16 protein-coding genes are annotated in these 16,384 nt (G+C 70.3%); 3 read left to right on the top strand and 13 right to left on the bottom strand.

Features of this window, described 5'->3' with window-relative positions:
* Positions 1 to 17 precede the first annotated feature (17 nt).
* From M2165_RS04405 to M2165_RS04415, 3 genes are read left to right on the top strand one after another with little or no spacing between them, the layout of a single operon-like run.
* A complete protein-coding gene (locus tag M2165_RS04405; RefSeq protein ID WP_280817467.1) occupies positions 18 to 773 on the top strand; it encodes an SURF1 family protein in 756 nt (251 codons plus the stop codon).
* On the top strand, positions 730 to 2,139 hold the full coding sequence (locus tag M2165_RS04410; RefSeq protein WP_280813465.1) for an ATP-binding protein: 1,410 nt from the start codon (positions 730 to 732) through the stop codon (positions 2,137 to 2,139). Before M2165_RS04405 ends, M2165_RS04410 begins: the two co-directional genes overlap by 44 nt.
* Positions 2,136 to 2,693 carry a response regulator transcription factor gene (locus M2165_RS04415; RefSeq protein WP_280813466.1) on the top strand — a complete coding sequence of 186 codons (558 nt, stop codon included), beginning with the start codon at positions 2,136 to 2,138 and terminating at the stop codon, positions 2,691 to 2,693. Before M2165_RS04410 ends, M2165_RS04415 begins: the two co-directional genes overlap by 4 nt.
* Positions 2,694 to 2,838: 145 nt before the next feature.
* On the opposite strand, the gene M2165_RS04420 is transcribed toward M2165_RS04415, so the two are convergent.
* The 13 genes from M2165_RS04420 to M2165_RS04480 form a co-directional block, all read right to left on the bottom strand.
* Positions 2,839 to 3,063 carry a SlyX family protein gene (locus M2165_RS04420; RefSeq protein WP_280813467.1) on the bottom strand — a complete coding sequence of 75 codons (225 nt, stop codon included), beginning with the start codon at positions 3,061 to 3,063 and terminating at the stop codon, positions 2,839 to 2,841.
* A gap of 41 nt (positions 3,064 to 3,104) precedes the next feature.
* Positions 3,105 to 5,705 carry an FtsX-like permease family protein gene (locus M2165_RS04425; RefSeq protein WP_280813468.1) on the bottom strand — a complete coding sequence of 867 codons (2,601 nt, stop codon included), beginning with the start codon at positions 5,703 to 5,705 and terminating at the stop codon, positions 3,105 to 3,107.
* A 47-nt stretch (positions 5,706 to 5,752) separates the two neighbouring features.
* Entirely contained in the window at positions 5,753 to 6,607 is an 855-nt protein-coding gene (locus tag M2165_RS04430) for a formate dehydrogenase accessory sulfurtransferase FdhD (RefSeq protein WP_280817468.1), read from the bottom strand.
* A 2-nt stretch (positions 6,608 to 6,609) separates the two neighbouring features.
* The gene (locus M2165_RS04435; protein ID WP_280813469.1) at positions 6,610 to 7,020 is read right to left on the bottom strand and encodes a hypothetical protein; all 411 of its coding nucleotides are present in this window, start codon (positions 7,018 to 7,020) and stop codon (positions 6,610 to 6,612) included.
* Positions 7,017 to 8,207 carry a formate dehydrogenase subunit gamma gene (locus M2165_RS04440; RefSeq protein ID WP_280813470.1) on the bottom strand — a complete coding sequence of 397 codons (1,191 nt, stop codon included), beginning with the start codon at positions 8,205 to 8,207 and terminating at the stop codon, positions 7,017 to 7,019. The genes M2165_RS04435 and M2165_RS04440 overlap by 4 nt, the downstream gene beginning before the upstream one ends.
* Positions 8,208 to 8,218: 11 nt before the next feature.
* Positions 8,219 to 8,476, bottom strand: coding sequence for a hypothetical protein (locus tag M2165_RS04445; RefSeq protein WP_280813472.1), 258 nt, complete (start codon positions 8,474 to 8,476; stop codon positions 8,219 to 8,221).
* Complete coding sequence (gene fdh3B / locus M2165_RS04450; protein ID WP_280813473.1) at positions 8,473 to 9,093, bottom strand: formate dehydrogenase FDH3 subunit beta; 621 nt, start codon at positions 9,091 to 9,093, stop codon at positions 8,473 to 8,475. The genes M2165_RS04445 and fdh3B overlap by 4 nt, the downstream gene beginning before the upstream one ends.
* A gap of 9 nt (positions 9,094 to 9,102) precedes the next feature.
* Positions 9,103 to 12,090 (bottom strand): formate dehydrogenase subunit alpha, encoded by a 2,988-nt coding sequence (locus tag M2165_RS04455; RefSeq protein ID WP_280813474.1) that lies wholly within the window; start codon positions 12,088 to 12,090, stop codon positions 9,103 to 9,105.
* Positions 12,091 to 12,103: 13 nt separating this feature from the next.
* Positions 12,104 to 12,334, bottom strand: coding sequence for a formate dehydrogenase (locus tag M2165_RS04460; RefSeq protein ID WP_280813475.1), 231 nt, complete (start codon positions 12,332 to 12,334; stop codon positions 12,104 to 12,106).
* A 98-nt stretch (positions 12,335 to 12,432) separates the two neighbouring features.
* A complete protein-coding gene (locus tag M2165_RS04465) occupies positions 12,433 to 13,050 on the bottom strand; it encodes a molecular chaperone TorD family protein (protein WP_280813476.1) in 618 nt (205 codons plus the stop codon).
* Complete coding sequence (locus M2165_RS04470; protein ID WP_280813477.1) at positions 13,047 to 15,170, bottom strand: 4Fe-4S binding protein; 2,124 nt, start codon at positions 15,168 to 15,170, stop codon at positions 13,047 to 13,049. Before M2165_RS04470 ends, M2165_RS04465 begins: the two co-directional genes overlap by 4 nt.
* Entirely contained in the window at positions 15,094 to 15,783 is a 690-nt protein-coding gene (locus M2165_RS04475; RefSeq protein WP_280813478.1) for a DUF3306 domain-containing protein, read from the bottom strand. Before M2165_RS04475 ends, M2165_RS04470 begins: the two co-directional genes overlap by 77 nt.
* Positions 15,776 to 16,345 carry a DUF3305 domain-containing protein gene (locus M2165_RS04480; RefSeq protein ID WP_280813479.1) on the bottom strand — a complete coding sequence of 190 codons (570 nt, stop codon included), beginning with the start codon at positions 16,343 to 16,345 and terminating at the stop codon, positions 15,776 to 15,778. Before M2165_RS04480 ends, M2165_RS04475 begins: the two co-directional genes overlap by 8 nt.
* Positions 16,346 to 16,384: the final 39 nt, after the last annotated feature.

A 16,384-nucleotide genomic window follows, 5' to 3' on the forward strand; every position in this document is an offset into this window, starting at 1 on the left:
CCGCGCGGATCGCCTGGATGGTCTGCGCGGCGCTCGCCTTCGCGGGCTTCGTGGCGCTCGGCAACTGGCAGGTCGAGCGCCGGGCCTGGAAGCTCGATCTCATCGCACGCGTCGAACAGCGCGTGCATGCCCCGGCCGCCGCGCCGCCCGGGCGCAGCCAGTGGCCCGCGGTGAATGCGGCCGCCGACGAGTACCGCCACGTGCGCATCGCCGGCACCTTCCTGCACGACAAGGAAACGCTGGTGCAGGCCAGCACCCGGCTCGGCGCGGGCTTCTGGGTGCTCACGCCGCTGCGCACTGCCGACGGCGTGGTGCTGGTCAACCGCGGCTTCGTGCCGCCCGAGGCGCGCGCGCGCAGCGCCCGCGCAACCGGCGAACCGGCCGGCGAGACCACGGTCACGGGCCTGCTGCGCCTCACCGAGCCCAAGGGCGGCTTCCTGCGCCGCAACGATCCCGCGGCCGACCGCTGGTTCTCGCGCGACGTGCAGGCGATCGCCGCGGCGCGCGGCCTGGCCGACGTGGCGCCCTACTTCATCGACGCCGAGGCCGCAGCCGCGCCCGCGGCCGCCAATGCGCCACCCGCCTGGCCCGCGGGCGGCCTCACGGTCATCGCCTTTCCGAACAGCCACCTGGTCTATGCCCTCACCTGGTACGGCCTCGCGCTGATGGTCGCGGCCGCGGCCTGGTTCGTTTGGCGCGACGACCGCCGGCGCGGCGAAAATGGGCCCCATGCAGCCGCCCGCTCCCGTCCCGATGCCGCCCGCCGCGACTGAGAAGGCCGTCGCGGGCGAACTGCACCCGCCGCGCGCGGGCGTCGCGAGCCTGGACAACGCCACCGGGCACCAGAACATGCAGCAGCTGATCCAGCTGCGCTGGTTCGCGGTGGTGGGCCAGGTCGTCACCATCCTCGTGGTGCACTACGGCTTCGGCATCCGGCTGCCGCTCGACCAGATGCTGCTGGTGCTGACCTGCCTCGCGCTTTTCAACGGCGTGAGCCTGCTGCGCTCGCGCAATCCGCGGCGCGTGACGAACGGCGAGCTCTTCCTCGCGCTGCTGGTCGACGTGGCCACGCTCACGGCCCAGCTCTACCTGAGCGGTGGCGCGACCAACCCTTTCGTCTTCCTCTACCTGCTGCAGGTCATCCTGGGCGCGGTGCTGCTCAAGGCCTGGTCGACCTGGACCATCGTCGCCATCACGGCGATCTGCTTCGCCGGGCTGGCGCTGTTCTCGCGCCCGCTGCCGCTGCCGCTCGACCACGACCGCGGGCTCTGGAGCCCCTACGTGCAGGGCATGCTGGTGTGCTTCGCGCTCAATGCGGCGCTGCTGGTGGTGTTCATCACGCGCATCAGCCGCAACCTGCGCGCGCGCGACGCGCGGCTGGCCGACCTGCGGCAGCGCGCCTCGGAAGAGGAGCACATCGTGCGCATGGGCCTGCTCGCCTCGGGCGCCGCGCACGAGCTGGGCACGCCGCTTGCCACGCTGGCGGTGATCCTCGGCGACTGGCGCCGGCTCCCGCATTTCAGCTCCGACCCCGAACTCCTGACCGAAGTCGCCGAAATGGAACTCCAGATCCAGCGCTGCAAGAGCATCGTGAGCGGCATCCTGCTGTCCGCGGGCGAGACGCGCGGCGAGTCGTCGGAGGAAACCACGGTCAGCACCTTCCTGGCCGACCTGGTTGACGAATGGCGCGCCACGCGGCCGGTGGAAGACTTCGAGTACGACAACCGCTTCGGCGACGACCTGCCGATGGTCTCCGACTCGGCCCTCAAGCAGATGATCTGCAACGTGCTCGACAACGCGCTCGAAGCCTCGCCGCACTGGCTGCGCCTCGAGGCCGCGCACGACGCCGATGCGCTGACCATCACGGTCACCGACGCCGGCCCGGGCTTCCTGCCGGCGATCCTGAAGGAATTCGGCAAGCCTTACCAGTCGAGCAAGAACCGGCCCGGCGGCGGGCTCGGGCTGTTCCTCGTGGCCAACGTGGCACGCACGCTGGGCGGCCGCGTGGCGGCGCAGAACCGGCCCGAAGGCGGCGCGGTCGTGACGATCACGCTGCCGCTCGCCGCCATCGTGCTCGAGGAAGAGGACGAGGAAGCACTCGAACAGGCGATCGCCGCCGGCGGATCGAAGAAACCATGACCGACAACGCCGAAGAAACCGTGCGCCGGCTGCTGATCGTCGAGGACGACGCCGCCTTCGCGCGCACGCTGGGCCGCTCGTTCGAGCGCCGCGGCTACGCGGTCACGCTGGCCGCGAGCGCCGAGGAGCTCGAGCCGCTGCTGCAGGACGAGGCCGCCGGCTACGGCTATGCGGTGGTCGACCTCAAGCTCAACGGCGAGGCCTCGGGCCTCGCATGCGTGCAGCGGCTGCACCGGCACGACCCCGAGATGCTGATCGTGGTGCTCACCGGCTTCGCGAGCATCGCGACCGCGGTGGAGGCGATCAAGCTCGGTGCCTGCCACTACCTGGCCAAGCCCTCGAACACCGACGACATCGAAGCCGCCTTCGGCCGCGCCGCGGGCACCACCGAGGTCGAGCTGACCAACCGCTCGACTTCGATCAAGACGCTCGAATGGGAGCGCATCCACGAGACGCTCGCCGAGACCGGCTTCAACATCTCCGAGACCGCGCGCCGGCTCGGCATGCACCGGCGCACGCTGGCGCGCAAGCTCGGCAAGCAGCAGGTCAAGTAGCAGGTCGAGGCGCCGACCGCTCCAGCCGGCGAGCAAAGCGAAGCCCCCAGGGCACCCGAGGAACTGGCTTCGCCGGGCTTCCGGGTGCGCCCCCCTCCCGCCGCAGGCGAGAGAGGGGGGAGCCGCGAAGCGGCATGGGGGGTGTTCAATAGTGCGGCGGCAGTTCGTCGCGCGGATTGCGCGCGGCGCCTTCCTGCATCGCATTGCGGCTCTGCTCGCGCAGTTGCGCGACCTCGGCGAGGAGCCGGTCGATCTGCTGCTGCTGGCGGTAGATCGTCATGTTGAGCTGGTCGAGCAGGTCGTCGGCATAGCTGGCCTTGATCTCGAGCTCGGTCACGCGTTCGGCGAGCTGTTGGGGTTCGTTGTCCATGCCGCTATTGGACAGGAAGAAGGGCCGCGGTTTCGTGTCAGCTACTCCGCCGCGCGGCGCAGCGTGTCGACCACCGGCCGGCGCAGCACGTCGCGCAGCCCCCACCAGCCCGCGGCCAGCGCCAGCACCGCGCCGGCCAGCGCGCCGCCGATGGGCACGACCGGCGACGCGGTCCAGCTGAAGTCGAACACGTAGCGCGCGAGGCCCCAGCCGATGGCCGAGGCGACCAGGCTCGCGAGCAGGCCCGCGAGCAGGCCCACGCCCGCGAGTTCGGCGCGCTGCACCTGGCGCAGCAGGCTCGCACGCGCACCCACCGCGCGCATGACGGCGAACTCGCGCGCGCGCTCCTCGCGCGTGGCGGTGACCGCGGCGAACAGCACCACCAGGCCCGCCGCGAGCGTGAATCCGAACAGGAACTCGACCGCGCGCACCACCTGGTCGAGCACGCGCTGCACCTGGTTGATGGTCGCGCTCATGTCGATGTTGGTCACGTTCGGATAGGTGCGCACCAGCGCGTTGTCGAAGCTGGTGCTGCCATCGCCGGGCTGCCCCAGGCTGGAAGGCGCCCCCTCGGGGGGCAGCGGACCACGCGAAGCGGGGGAGCGCGGGGGCCATACTTCGGGCGCGCGGAAGGCGCCCATGTAGGTGACCGGCACGTCGGGCAGGTTGCCCACCGTGTACATCACGAAGAAGTTGGCGTGCAGCGAACCCCAGTCGACCTTGCGCAACGAGGTGATGCGCGCGTCGCTCTGCATGCCGCCGATGTCGAAGCGCATCGTGTCGCCGAGCTTGAGGCCGAGCGTCTCGGCCAGGCCCTCCTCCACGCTGACCTCGCCCTGGGCCTCCGGCGTCCAGGCACCTGCGACGATGCTGTTGTGCGGCGGCGCCTCGACGCTGTTGCTGAGGTTGAACTCGCGGTCCACCAGCCGCTTGGCGCGGTCCTCGACGTAGTCGTCGGGCGACACCGGCTTGCCGTTCACCGCCACCAGCCGGCCGCGGATCATGGGATACCAGTCGAACTTGCGCACGCCGGCATCGCGCAGCGTCTGCTGGAACGCGCTGCTCTGGTCGGGCATCACGTTGATGACGAAGCGGTTCGGCGCATCGGCGGGCGTGGCCTGGCGCCAGCTCGCGACCAGGTCGGTGCGCAGCAGCACGAGCAGCACCAGCGCGAGCAGCCCCACCGCGAGCGCGCTGACCTGCACCACCGCATAGGCCGGCCGGGCCGAGATCTGCCGCGTGGCGAGCACCAGCCAGCGCGGCGCGGTGGCTTCGTTGACGCTGCGGCGCAGCACCTTGACCGCGAGCCAGCTCAGGAGCGCGAACAGCGCCACCGCACCCGCGAAGCCGCCGACCGCGATCAGCCCCAGCTTCAGGTCGCTGCTGGCCGCGACCAGCAGCGCCGCGAAACCGGCCACGCCGATGCCGAGCACCGCCAGCGAGGCCGGCTTGAGCCCGCCGACGTCGCGCCGGATCACGCGCAGCGGCGGCACCTTGGCAAGCTGCAGCACCGGCGGCAGGCCGAAGGCGAACAGCAGCGTGAGGCCCATGCCGAGCCCGAACGCAGCCGGCCACAGGGTGGCCGCGGGCAGCGCGGTCTCGACCAGCCCCGACAGCAGCACCACGAAGACGTGGTGCACCGCAAAGCCGATCGCCACGCCGAGCGCGCTGGCCACGATGCCGACGATCGCGAACTCGAAGGCATAGGCCTGCGCGATGGTGCGCTGGCTCTGGCCCAGCACCCGCAGCATGGCGCAGTCGTCGAGGTGGTTGGCCGCGAAGCCGCGCGCGGCCAGCGCCACCGCGACGGCCGACAGCAGCGCCGCGAGCAGCGCCACCAGGCTCAAAAACTTCTCGGCGCGGTCGAGCGTCTGCCGCATCTCGGGCCGTCCGCCCTCGAAGGAGTCGAGCCGCACGCCGCGCAGCTCGCCCTTCTTGATGGTCGCTTCGGCCCAGTCGGAAAAGCGCTTCACGGCCGCATCCTCGCCCGCCACCGCATAGCGGTAGCTCACGCGGCTCGCGGGCTGCACGAGGCCGGTGCGCGGCACGTCGGCCTGGTTGAGCATCACGCGCGGCGAGAAGCTCATGAAGCCCGCGCCGCGGTCCGGTTCGAGGGTGATCACGCGGCCGATGCGCAGGCCCGCGTCGCCGAGCAGCAGCGTGTCGCCGAGCTTGAGGCCCAGGGCATCGAGCAGCGAGGCGTCGACCCAGGTTTCGCCGGGCGGCGGAATGTCGCGCGTGATGGCGCCGGGCGCACCGACCGCGGTGGCCGTCTGCAGGTTGCCGCGCAGCGGATAGCCCGCGGCCACCGCCTTCAGCGCGACCAGCTTGCTCGCGCCGCCCTGCGCGTCGTCGGCGCGCGCCATGGTCGGAAAGCCGTAGGTGCCGGTGCCCTCGAGCCCCTCGGCGCGCGCCTGCGCGATGAAGAGTTCGGGCGTGGGGTTGTCGCTCACCACCACCGCATCGCCGCCGAGCAGCTGCCGCGCGTCGCGCTGGAGGCCGCCCTGCAGCCGGTCGGCGAAGAAGCCGACCGCCGTGAGCGCGGCCACGGCCAGCAGTACGGCGACGATCAAGAGGCGCAGTTCGCCGGCGCGCAGATCGCGCCAGAGCGTGCGCCAGCCAAGGCGGAGGGAGGCATTCATGGGCGAGACGATAGCCGACGCGCGGGCGCCGGGGGCTTTTCGGGGACTTAGGCAGGCGTGCGCCGCGCAAGTTCCGGCTGCAGCACCAGCCGCTCGACGCCCGCGTAGCAGACGAAATGCCGGTTGGTCGCGCGGCCGATGGCGCAGAGCCCGACGCGCGCGGCCACCTCGTGGCCCATCTGCGTGATGCCGCTGCGCGAGACCACGATCGGCACGCCCATCTGCGCCGACTTGATCACCATCTCGCTCGTGAGCCGGCCTGTCGTGTAGAACACGCGGTCGCCGGCGAGCGAGCCGGGCGGCTGCATTGCGCACCAGCCCGCGATGGTGTCGATGGCGTTGTGGCGGCCCACGTCCTCGACGAAGCTGTGCATGGTGGCGCCGGTGCCGTCGGCATCGAGGGTGAAGAGCGCGCAGCCGTGCACCGAGCCGGCCGACTTGTAGGTGCTTTCCTGAAGCCGGATCGCATTGACGAGCGCATAGAGCTGCGCCTGCGTCATGCGCGTGGGCGGCAGGCTGAGCTTTCCGATGTCGGCCATCAGGTCGCCGAACACGCTGCCCTGCCCGCAGCCGGTGGTCACCACCTTCTTCGCGGTGCGTTCCTCGATGCGGTCGATGCCGGCATGGGTGCGCACCGCGGCCGCGCCGACCTCCCAGTCGACGGTGATCGACTCGACGTCGGCGGCCGAGGCGATCAGCCGCTGGTTCAGCAGGTAGCCGAGCACCAGCAGCTCGGGCTGGGCGCCGAGCGTCATCAGCGTGACGAGCTCGCGCCGGTCGACGTAGACCGTGAGGTCGCGCTCGGCGGGAATGGACACCGTGCCGCGCGCGCCGTGCTCGTCGACGACCTCGATCTCGCGCGTCAGCGCGGCGCGGGCCTCGGTCAGGCGCGGCAGCGGCAGCGTCACTGCGCCTTCGGCGTCGGGTTGGTGACGGCGGCGGGCTGCTGGGTGCTCGGCGGCGCGGCGGCCGTGGGCGCCGGGGAATGCGCGCCCGACACCTCGAGCGGCTTCGGCTCGCCGAGCGGCGTGTAGACGAAGGGACCGGGGTCGCTGCAGGCGGGCGTCTCGGGCGCGGCGGGCACGGTCTTGCCGGCCGCCGTCGCGCTCGCCCGGTACTTGGCCGCGACGCGGTCCTGCGCCTGGCACAGCTTGTACGCATCGACCTTGCCGCTCCAGGCGGTCTTGGCCGCGGCTTCGGCCGACTTGGCCTTGGCTTCGGGGCTGGGCGCGGGCAGCTTGGCCCAGGCCATCGGCGCGCACAGCGCGAGCGCCAGCGCGCAGAGCTTCAGCGACGGGGACTGCGTGGTCTTCATGCGGAGGTTCCTTCGGCGGGCTTCGGCGCCCGGACGGTGGCAGTGCCCGGGGGATGCGATCGCTGCCGCGGGATCTTGCCCGCAGCGATGTCGTCGTACCAGAGCTCGTGGTGCTCGCGGGCCCAGGTCTCGTCGACGTAGCCGGTGCGCATGGCCTTGTAGGCGCCGCTCATGCCGAGCGTGCCGATGTAGATGTGGCCCATGATCACCGCCATCATCAGGATCGTCGCGACGCCGTGGATCATGTGCGCCACCTGCATCTGGCCGCGCGTGTAGACGAAGCCCGGCAGCAGCTTGTCGAGGAAGAGCCCCGAGCCGATGATGAAGATGCCGAGGAACAGCACGCCGCCCCAGAACACCAGCTTCTCGCCGGCGTTGAAGCGGTGCGAGGGCACCTCGCGGCCGCCGAACAGGCCGCCGAAGCGCGCCAGCCATCTCAGGTCGACGGCGCGCGGCAGGTTGTCGCGGATGAAGGTGAAGACCATGAACACCGTGGTCACCACGAACAGCGGGCCGACGAAGTTGTGCACGTTCTTGAGCGCGTAGGTGATCCAGCCGAACAGCGTGCCGCCCATCCAGGGCAGCATGAAGAAGCGGCCGAAGGCCATCACGATGCCGGAGATCGCGAGCACCACGAAGGCGATCGCGTTCGACCAGTGCGCGGCCCGCTCGAACGGCGTGAAGCGCTCGATGCGGCGGCCGGTCTCGGCGCCGTGCAGGCGGATGGTGCCGCGCGTGAAATAGAAGATCGCGAGCGCCAGCAGCGTGACGAACAGCAGCGCCGCACCGTAGGGAATGATCCAGTCGTTGCGCACCTGCCGCCATGCTTCGCCCGCGGTGGTGAGACGGGAGCCGGGGTACTGCACCACGGGCTGGATCAGGTTGCCGGCCTCGGGCGCCTCGCGCGCGGGCAGGCTGCTGTAGCCGGTCACGCCCTGCCCGACCTGGCGCCACATCGGCGCGTTGTTGCCCGGCTGCACCTTCATGCGCTCGCCGTTGGTCTGGTTCGGGTAGTTGGGGTCGGCGCTGGCCTCGGGCTTCACCTCGAAGATGTTCTGGCCGCGGATACCGCCCGCGCCGGGTTCGGCCGGCGCGGAGGTGGTGCCCGGCGCCGCCGGCGGCTGCGCCTGCGCGAAGGCCGTGCCGAGCGCGGCCAGGAGAACGAGAGCGGTCAGCGCTTGCTTCATGGGCTCTCCGATCAGTTCTCTTTGTTGTATTCGTTCTGGCCGTTCTGGGCGCGGGTCTTGAGCTGCTGCTGCCACGCGGTCTTGTCGCCCACGGTCCAGCCCGGCGCGGTGAACACGGTGCCGGTGTTCTCCTTGGTCCCGGTGCCGCTCCAGGGCACGGCATCGTGCTTCACGCCCTGCGCGTTGGTCTGCGGCTTCTCGCCGCAGCCCGCCAGAAAGACCGCGGCCAGCGCCACGACGGCGAGGGTCGATCCGTGCGGCCGCTTCATTTCTGCGCTCCGTTGGCCGGCTTGCCGGCCTGCTGCGAACCGTAGGCCGTGCCCCAGCCCCAGACTTCGGCGCCCTTGCCGCGCTGCACGACGCGGGTGCGGAAGATGTCGGCCACCACGTCGCCGTCGCCGGCCAGCAGTGCCTTGGTCGAGCACATCTCGGCGCAGGCCGGGAGCTTGCCCTCGGCCAGCCGGTTGCGGCCGTACTTCTCGAACTCGGCCTCGGAGCCGTTGGCTTCGGGGCCGCCGGCGCAGAAGGTGCACTTGTCCATCTTGCCGCGCACGCCGAACGTGCCCTGCGAGGGGAACTGCGGTGCGCCGAAGGGGCAGGCGTAGGAGCAGTAGCCGCAGCCGATGCAGACGTCCTTGTCGTGCAGCACCACGCCTTCTTCGGTGCGGTAGAAGCACTGCACCGGGCACACGGCCATGCAGGGCGCGTCGGAGCAGTGCATGCAGGCGACCGAGATCGACTTCTCGCCCGGGACGCCGTCGTTGAGCGTGACCACGCGGCGGCGGTTCACGCCCCAGGGCACCTCGTTCTCGTTCTTGCAGGCGGTGACGCAGCCGTTGCATTCGATGCAACGCTCGGCGTCGCAGACAAACTTCATTCGTGCCATGGTGCTTCCTTATGCCTTTTCCACGTTGCAGATCGTGGTCTTCGTCTCTTGCATCATGGTCACGCTGTCGTAACCGTAGGTCGTGGCGGTGTTGATCGCCTCGCCGCGCACCACCGGTGCCGCACCGGCCGGGTAGTAGGGAAGCATGTCGACGCCCTGCCAGCGGCCCGAGAAGTGGAACGGCATGAACACCGTGTCGGGCCCGACGCGCTCGGTCACGAGCGCCTGCACGTTGAGCTTGGCGCCCGTGGGCGTGTGCACCCAGGCGCGCTCGCCGTTGCGGATGCCCTTCTCGGCCGCGACCTTCGGATTGATCTCGATGAACATCTCCTGCTGCAGCTCGGCGAGCCAGGGGTTGGAGCGTGTTTCCTCGCCGCCGCCCTCGTACTCGACCAGCCGGCCCGAGGTCATGATGTACGGGAACTTCTCGGCCACCTTGTCCGCGATGTTCTTCTGCTGCACGCTCTTGTAGAGCGTCGGCAGGCGCCAGAAGGCCATCTTGTCGTCGTGCGACGGGTACTTGGCCATGAGGTCGGGCCGCGTGCCGTAAAGCGGCTCGCGGTGCTGCGGAATCGCATCGGGGAAGTTCCAGACCACCGCGCGCGCCTTGGCATTGCCGAAGGGATGGCAGCCGTGGTTCTTCATGAACACGCGGATCATGCCGCCCGAGCTGTCGGTCTTCCAGTTCTTGCCCTCGGCCTTGGGCTTCTCGGCCTCGGTGAGTTCGTCCCACCAGCCGAGCTTCTTGAGCAGCACGTGGTCGAGCTCGGGGTAGCCGGTCGTGATGTCGGCGCCGAGCGAATGCGAGCCGTCTTCCGCGAGCAGGTTCTGGCCGTCGCGTTCCACGCCGAAGTTGGCGCGGAAGTTGCCGCCGCCGTCCATCACGTGCTTGGAGGTGTCGTAGAGGTTCGGCGAGCCCGGGTGCTTGAGTTCGGGCGTGCCGTAGCAGGGCCACGGCAGGCCGAAGTAGTCGCCCGTGAGGTCGTAGCCGTTGACCTTGTCCTTCACGCCGGCCTTGACCTTGAGCGTGCGCACATCGAAGGCGCCCATGTTGCGCATGTGCGCCTGCAGCCGTTCGGGGCTCTGGCCGGTGTAGCCCACGGCCCAGCAGGTCTTGTTGATCTCGCGCAGGATGTCGTCGGGCACGGGCTCGTCCATGCCCTTGACCTTCTGCATCTTGAAGTTCTTGCTCAGTTCCTTGCCGAAGCCGAGGCGGTCGGCGAACTGCTGCATGATCATGTGGTCGCTGCGGCTTTCCCACAGCGGCTCGATGACCTTCTCGCGCCACTGGATGGAGCGGTTCGACGCCGTGACCGAGCCGCTGGTCTCGAACTGCGTGCAGGCCGGCAGCAGGTAGACCGCGCGGTTCTTGTTGAGGTCGTCGGCATTACCGGGCATGGCGGCCATGGCCGCGGTCGCGGACGGATAGGGATCGACCACCACGAGCAGGTCGAGCTTGTCCATCGCACGCTTCATCTCGAGGCCGCGCGTCTGCGAGTTGGGCGCATGGCCCCAATAGAACACGCCGCGCAGGTTCGAGTCCTGGTCGATCAGCTCGTTCTTCTCGAGCACGCCGTCGATCCAGCGCGAGACCGTGATGCCGGGCTTGCTCATCATCGCGGGCGATGCGAAGCGGCCCTTGATCCACTCGAAGTCCACGCCCCAGGTGGCGGCGAAGTGCTTCCACGAGCCTTCGACGATGCCGTAGTAGCCGGGCAGCGAGTCGGGGTTCGGCCCCACGTCGGTGGCGCCCTGCACGTTGTCGTGGCCGCGGAAGATGTTGGTGCCGCCGCCCGACTTGCCCACGTTGCCGAGCGCGAGCTGCAGGATGCACGAGGCGCGCACCATCGCGTTGCCGATGGTGTGCTGCGTCTGGCCCATGCACCAGACGATGGTGCCGGGGCGGTTCTCGTGCAGCCAGGTCGCGACCTTGACCATCTGCGCTTCCTTCACGCCGCAGACCTCCTCGACCTTGTCGGGCGTCCACTTGGCGAGCACTTCCTCGCGCACCTTGTCCATGCCGAAGACGCGGTCGTTGATGTAGGCCTTGTCTTCCCAGCCGTTCTTGAAGATGTGGTGCAGCAGGCCGAACAGGAAGGCGATGTCGGAGCCCGAGCGGATGCGCACGTACTCGTCGGCCTTGGCCGCGGTGCGCGTGAAGCGCGGATCGACCACGATCATCTTGCAGCCGTGCTCCTTGGCATGAAGCATGTGCAGCATGCTGACCGGGTGCGCCTCGGCGGCGTTGGAGCCGATGTAGAGCGCGACCTTGGCGTTGCGCATGTCGTTGTACGAATTGGTCATGGCGCCGTAGCCCCATGTGTTCGCGACGCCGGCCACCGTGGTCGAGTGGCAGATGCGGGCCTGGTGGTCGCAGTTGTTGCTGCCCCAGAAGCTCACGAACTTGCGCAGCAGGTACGCCTGCTCGTTGCTGTGCTTGGACGAGCCGATCCAGTAGACCGAATCGGGCCCGCTGGCCTGGCGCAGCTCCTTGAGCTTGGCCGTGATCTCGTCGAGCGCCGTGTCCCAGCTGATGCGCTCGTACTTGCCGTTGACCAGCTTCATCGGATAGCGCAGGCGGTACTCGCCATGGCCGTGTTCGCGCAGCGCGGCGCCCTTGGCGCAGTGGGCGCCGAGGTTGATCGGCGAATCGAACACCGGCTCCTGGCGCACCCAGACGCCGTTCTCGACCACGGCGTCGGAGGCGCAGCCCACCGAGCAGTGCGAGCACACGGTGCGCCGGATCTCGACCTTGCCGGCGCCGACGGCCGTGGGCCGCGCCTCGCCGGCCGCCTCGGCCTTGCGCATCAGCGTGAGCTGGCCCGCGGCCAGTCCGACGCCCACGCCGAGCCCCGAGCGGCGCAGGAAGGCGCGCCGGTCCATCGTGGGCAGCGCGCCCGAGAGGCCGCGGCGCAGGCTGTGAACGAACGCCGAAGACTCGCGTTCCCCCGTCCGCGAGACGGTGCCCGCGGTAGTTGTTTTCTTGGTCAGCAGCATCGTGGTGTCCGCTTCAGGCCGAAGCGGTCCTGTAGTAGTGCTTGACGTGTTCGCTCAGCGAGTAGCCGCCGCCGTTCTCGGGCGCGGGCTTCAGCGCGGGTGCGGCGGCTTCGACCGCCGCGGGGGCCGGTGCGACCTTGGGCAGCACGGAAACCGCGGCGACCGCGGCGCCCGCACTGGCGGCACCAAGAAAGAAACCTCGACGCGATGCCGGCTTGGTGCCGACCGCTTGGCTGTCCTGCATGTGATCTCCAGGAGTGGCTGGGGGCAAACCAGATATGAACCGATTTGCATACATATGGATACTAGTCGAGACCCTTATTCCCGACCATCGAGCTCACCTTAGCCGAGCATGTCGAAACCCTGGGTCTCGACCTCGGCGAAGGCGCGCGTGAAACCGGCCAGTGCCGCGTAGAAACGCGCCTTGGGATGCTGCGCGACCGCGTCGCACATCGCCGGCAGCCAGGGCTGCAGGTGCGCCGCGAAGAAGCTCTGCTGCTGCGCGAGGTTGGCGACCGCCGCATCCTCGCCGCCGATCAGATAGCGCATCACCTCGAACAGGCAGGCGACGTGGTCCTCGCTCTCCGAGACCGCCTCCTCGCGCGCCAGGCCGAGCCGCGCGAGATCCGTGCGCAGCTGGGCGAGCGGCTTGTCGTGGAGGAAGCCGCTCAGGTAGTGCGAGCCGAACAGATAGACCTCGGGCTTGCCGATGCCGCCGAAGAGCGCGTCGTACTCGGCGTGCACGGCGGCCGCGTCGGTGGCGCGCGCGGCGCCGACCAGCTGGCGCCAGGGTTCCTCGAGGAAGGCGCCGGCCGCGGGCGCCTCGGTCGGGGCCACGTCGAAGGCGCCGAGCAGTTCGGCGTCGGGCGCGGCGTACCAGAGGCGCGCCAGCAGGCCGTAGACCTCGGCGCGCGCGATTTCCTCGTCGAGTGCGGAGGTCGCGAAGGGGGACTCGCTCATAGCTGCGTGATCTTCATTTCGTTCTGCGCGCTGTACAGGTCGATCACCCGGCAGTCGCTGCACATCTTGAGCCGCTCGAGCGCCTCGCCCTGGAACATGGCATGGCCCGCGAGCTTGCCGAGCATCGCCTCGATGGCCTTCTGCGTGCCGAAGGGCTTGCTGCAGCGGATGCAGGCCCAGGGCTTGGCCTCGTTGAGCACCACGGGCTGCTTGCGCTCGGGCGCGACCAGGAGCCGCGGCACGAGCGCGATCGCATCCTCGGGGCAGGTGGTCTGGCAGAGACCGCACTGCACGCAGTTCTTCTCGATGAAGCGCAGCTGCGGCGCGTTCGGGTTGTCCTGCAGCGCGCCCGCGGGGCAGGCGCTCACGCAGGCGAGGCACAGCGTGCAGCTGTCTCGGTTGACCGCGATCGCGCCGAAGGGCGAGCCGGCCGGCAGCGGCACGGCGAGCGGCTCGGCGGCGGTTGCGGCCGGCGCCTGCGCCATCAAGTGGTCGAGCGTCATTTCGAGCGTGCCGCGCTTCTCCGCGGCCACGGCGAAACGCGCGGCGGTGGCGGGCACGCGCTGGCGCGTGGCGCGCAGGCCGGCCAGCGCCGCATCGAGCGCGGCGGGCGTGGCCGCCTCGATCAGGTGGAAATGCGTGCCGGTGTAGCCCAGCCCGTGGAGCAGCGCCTGCGCGACCGCCATCTGCTGCCGGAGCGCATCGACGTACGGCGGCGCCTCCTCGCCGGTGACGAGCACCGCGACCTGCGCGGCGCCGAAGGCGATCGCGCCGAGCCAGAGGTCGATGCCGGTGCTCGCGGCATGCCTGAGCGCGACCGGCAGCACATGGGCCGGCACGCCGTTCAGGCCGTCGCGCCTGCCGCTTTCGAGCCGGGCCCCGCGCCCCAGCGCCTCGATCAGCGCCTGGCCGCCCTCCTCGCCGTGCAGCAGCAGCGCGGCGTCGCGGCCGCCGGCCGCGAGGTAGGTCGAGACCAGGGTGCGCAGCCTGCGGCCCTGGTCGGTGGTGCGCGGGTAGGTGTAGCCCAGCGCGCCCGTCGGGCACACGGTGGTGCAGGCGCCGCAACCCACGCAGAGCTGCGGATCGACGACGATGCGCTGGCGCTCCTTGTCGCTCGAGATGGCGTGCGCCGAGCAGACCTCGACGCAGGCGTTGCAGCCGACCACCTCGTTGCGGCTGTGGGCGCAGAGCTTCTGCTTGTAGTCGAAGAACTTGGGCTTCTCGAACTCGCCCACGAGCTCGCGCAGGCGCAGCAGCGTGGCCAGGCCCTCGGCCTGCGCGAGTCCGCCCGGCAGGTGGAAGTAGCCCTGCGGCGGCGCGTGCCAGTCGATCAGCGCGCCGGCGCCCAGGTCGAGCACGAGGTCGAACTCGGCATCGAGCGCCTCGCTCGCGCGGTCGAAGCGGATCGCGCCCGCCACGCTGCAGGCCTGTTCGCAGTCGCGGTGCGTGCCGCACTTCGCGAGGTCGATCTGGTAGTCGAGGCCGATCGCCTGCTCGGGGCAGGCGCTCAGGCAGGCGTTGCAGCGCGTGCACAGGTCGAGGTCGATCGGGTTGTCGCGCGTCCAGCGCAGCGAGAAGGCGCCGAGCCAGCCGCGCAAGCCGTCGATGCGCCCCGCCATCACCGGCCAGCGCCGTTCCTGGCTGCCGCCGCGCGCGCCGGGACCGGTGGAGAAGATCGACACCTGCAGCGTGTCGGCCACGAGCGCCGCGGCCTTCTCGGCCTCGTCGAGCGGGCCGACGATCAGCAGGCGCCCCTGGCTCGCATAGCTCACCGTGGGCACGGGGTCGGGCTCGGGCAGATGGGCCGCCGCGAGCAGCGCGGCGATCTTGGGACTCGCGTTCTTCGCATCGCGGCTCCAGCCGCCGGTCTCGCGGATGTTGACGAAGCGGATCGGCGAGACCGCGCCCTCGGTCTGTGCGGCCAGTTCGGTGAAGAGCCGGCGCTCCTGGGTGCAGGCGACCACGACGTCGTCGCCCGAGCGGATCGCGCGCTGGAAGGCGGGCGCCTCGCGGCGGCACAGGGTGGAGTGGAGGGGCAGCGGCTCAGCCAGCGCGGCGCCGAGCGTCTTCGGCTCGAGCGGCATCGTCTGGTTGCAGTCGCAGATCAGCGTGGTGGTCATCGGTCGTCTGGCTTGCAGGCTGCGCGTCGGCAGCCTGCTGGCTGGGGAAAGTCTCCGGCGAGGGAGCAGGCTCGGACTGTGCCACGTCCGGCGGTACCGCGCCCTGCGGGGTTTCCGCGGGGGCTTCCGAGGGATGGTCCCGGCGGTCCGGCGCGCCCTCTTTTTCTTCTTCCTCGTCCGCGAAGAGCTTGAGGAACTTGGCGCTCGCCATCTGGCGCAGCACGCCGTCCGGAATGGGCGTCGACCGGGAATAGTCGTCGATGTAGATGTCCATGCCGTCCATCACGTTGAACTGCGGATCGGCAAAGAGCTTCTTGAAGGCGGTGTTCTTGACCTCGGGCGCGACGTTGCGCGCGACGAAGGGGCGGAAGTCGGATTCGGGCGTGAGGGCCTCGGCATCGGCCAGCGTGGGCGGCGGCGGATCGGCGGGCGCGCCGTCGGCCGGCAACGCCGATGCGGCCACGGCGTCCGCGGGCGGCAGCGCCGCAGCGGCGGCGGGCGCTTCGGTGTCCTGCGGCGCCGGCAGCGCATCTGCGGGCGGCGCGGCTTGTTGTTCTTCTTGCCGCGCCTCCTGCTTGCGCCGCGACCAGCGGCCGAAGAAGCTCTCAGACATCGCCGGCTCCGCGCCCGCGCTTCTTCTCGGTGCTCACGCTCGCGGCATTGCCGAAGCGGTCGACCAGCGGCCGAAAGCTCTCGGGCCGCTTGCGGCGCTTGGGCTCGATCACGTAGTGCGCCTGCACGAAGCCGCGCATCCATTCGATCACCTCGTCGGGCGCGGGCACCTGCTCCACCGTTTCCTGCGCGTCGAGCCAGCGGCCGGCCTCGTTGTAGCTCAGGCTCACGACCACGGGCCGCGCGATGGGCTCCTCGGCCACCGTGGGCTCCTCCTCCATGCGCCAGAGCACGAACCAGCACGGCGCGGGCGTGGTGGCGTTGAGGTGGTAGCCCTCGGCATCGTCGCGGAACAGTTCGGTCTTGAAGCCCGGATGCAGCCAGCGCTGCACGTCCTCGGTCGCTTCGAGCAGGCGCGGCGCATTCCCCAGGCCGGGCTGGTCGGGGCCGACGCTCTCGAGAATCCAGCGCCAGGACTGCCAGCGGCTGTTCACGCGCTCGCGGCGCATCACGACGGCAACGTCGATGGAAGGATTCATCCGCCGATCGTAGCGCCGCGGCATTCCGATTTCGCTTCGAGGGTCATGGGGAGAAGGCGGGGG

Origin of the sequence: Variovorax sp. TBS-050B (assembly GCF_029893635.1) — a bacterium.
Classification (GTDB): domain Bacteria; phylum Pseudomonadota; class Gammaproteobacteria; order Burkholderiales; family Burkholderiaceae_C; genus Variovorax.

Excerpts from the sequence above, each read along its gene's own strand:
- M2165_RS04405 (WP_280817467.1), top strand. The coding sequence starts at position 18 with ATGGTCTGCGCGGCGCTCGCCTTCGCGGGCTTCGTGGCGCTCGGCAAC.
- M2165_RS04410 (WP_280813465.1), top strand. The coding sequence starts at position 730 with ATGCAGCCGCCCGCTCCCGTCCCGATGCCGCCCGCCGCGACTGAGAAG.
- M2165_RS04415 (WP_280813466.1), top strand. The coding sequence starts at position 2,136 with ATGACCGACAACGCCGAAGAAACCGTGCGCCGGCTGCTGATCGTCGAG.
- M2165_RS04420 (WP_280813467.1), bottom strand. The coding sequence starts at position 3,063 with ATGGACAACGAACCCCAACAGCTCGCCGAACGCGTGACCGAGCTCGAG.
- M2165_RS04425 (WP_280813468.1), bottom strand. The coding sequence starts at position 5,705 with ATGAATGCCTCCCTCCGCCTTGGCTGGCGCACGCTCTGGCGCGATCTG.
- M2165_RS04435 (WP_280813469.1), bottom strand. The coding sequence starts at position 7,020 with ATGAAGACCACGCAGTCCCCGTCGCTGAAGCTCTGCGCGCTGGCGCTC.
- M2165_RS04440 (WP_280813470.1), bottom strand. The coding sequence starts at position 8,207 with ATGAAGCAAGCGCTGACCGCTCTCGTTCTCCTGGCCGCGCTCGGCACG.
- M2165_RS04445 (WP_280813472.1), bottom strand. The coding sequence starts at position 8,476 with ATGAAGCGGCCGCACGGATCGACCCTCGCCGTCGTGGCGCTGGCCGCG.
- fdh3B (WP_280813473.1), bottom strand. The coding sequence starts at position 9,093 with ATGGCACGAATGAAGTTTGTCTGCGACGCCGAGCGTTGCATCGAATGC.
- M2165_RS04455 (WP_280813474.1), bottom strand. The coding sequence starts at position 12,090 with ATGCTGCTGACCAAGAAAACAACTACCGCGGGCACCGTCTCGCGGACG.
- M2165_RS04460 (WP_280813475.1), bottom strand. The coding sequence starts at position 12,334 with ATGCAGGACAGCCAAGCGGTCGGCACCAAGCCGGCATCGCGTCGAGGT.
- M2165_RS04465 (WP_280813476.1), bottom strand. The coding sequence starts at position 13,050 with ATGAGCGAGTCCCCCTTCGCGACCTCCGCACTCGACGAGGAAATCGCG.
- M2165_RS04470 (WP_280813477.1), bottom strand. The coding sequence starts at position 15,170 with ATGACCACCACGCTGATCTGCGACTGCAACCAGACGATGCCGCTCGAG.
- M2165_RS04475 (WP_280813478.1), bottom strand. The coding sequence starts at position 15,783 with ATGTCTGAGAGCTTCTTCGGCCGCTGGTCGCGGCGCAAGCAGGAGGCG.
- M2165_RS04480 (WP_280813479.1), bottom strand. The coding sequence starts at position 16,345 with ATGCCGCGGCGCTACGATCGGCGGATGAATCCTTCCATCGACGTTGCC.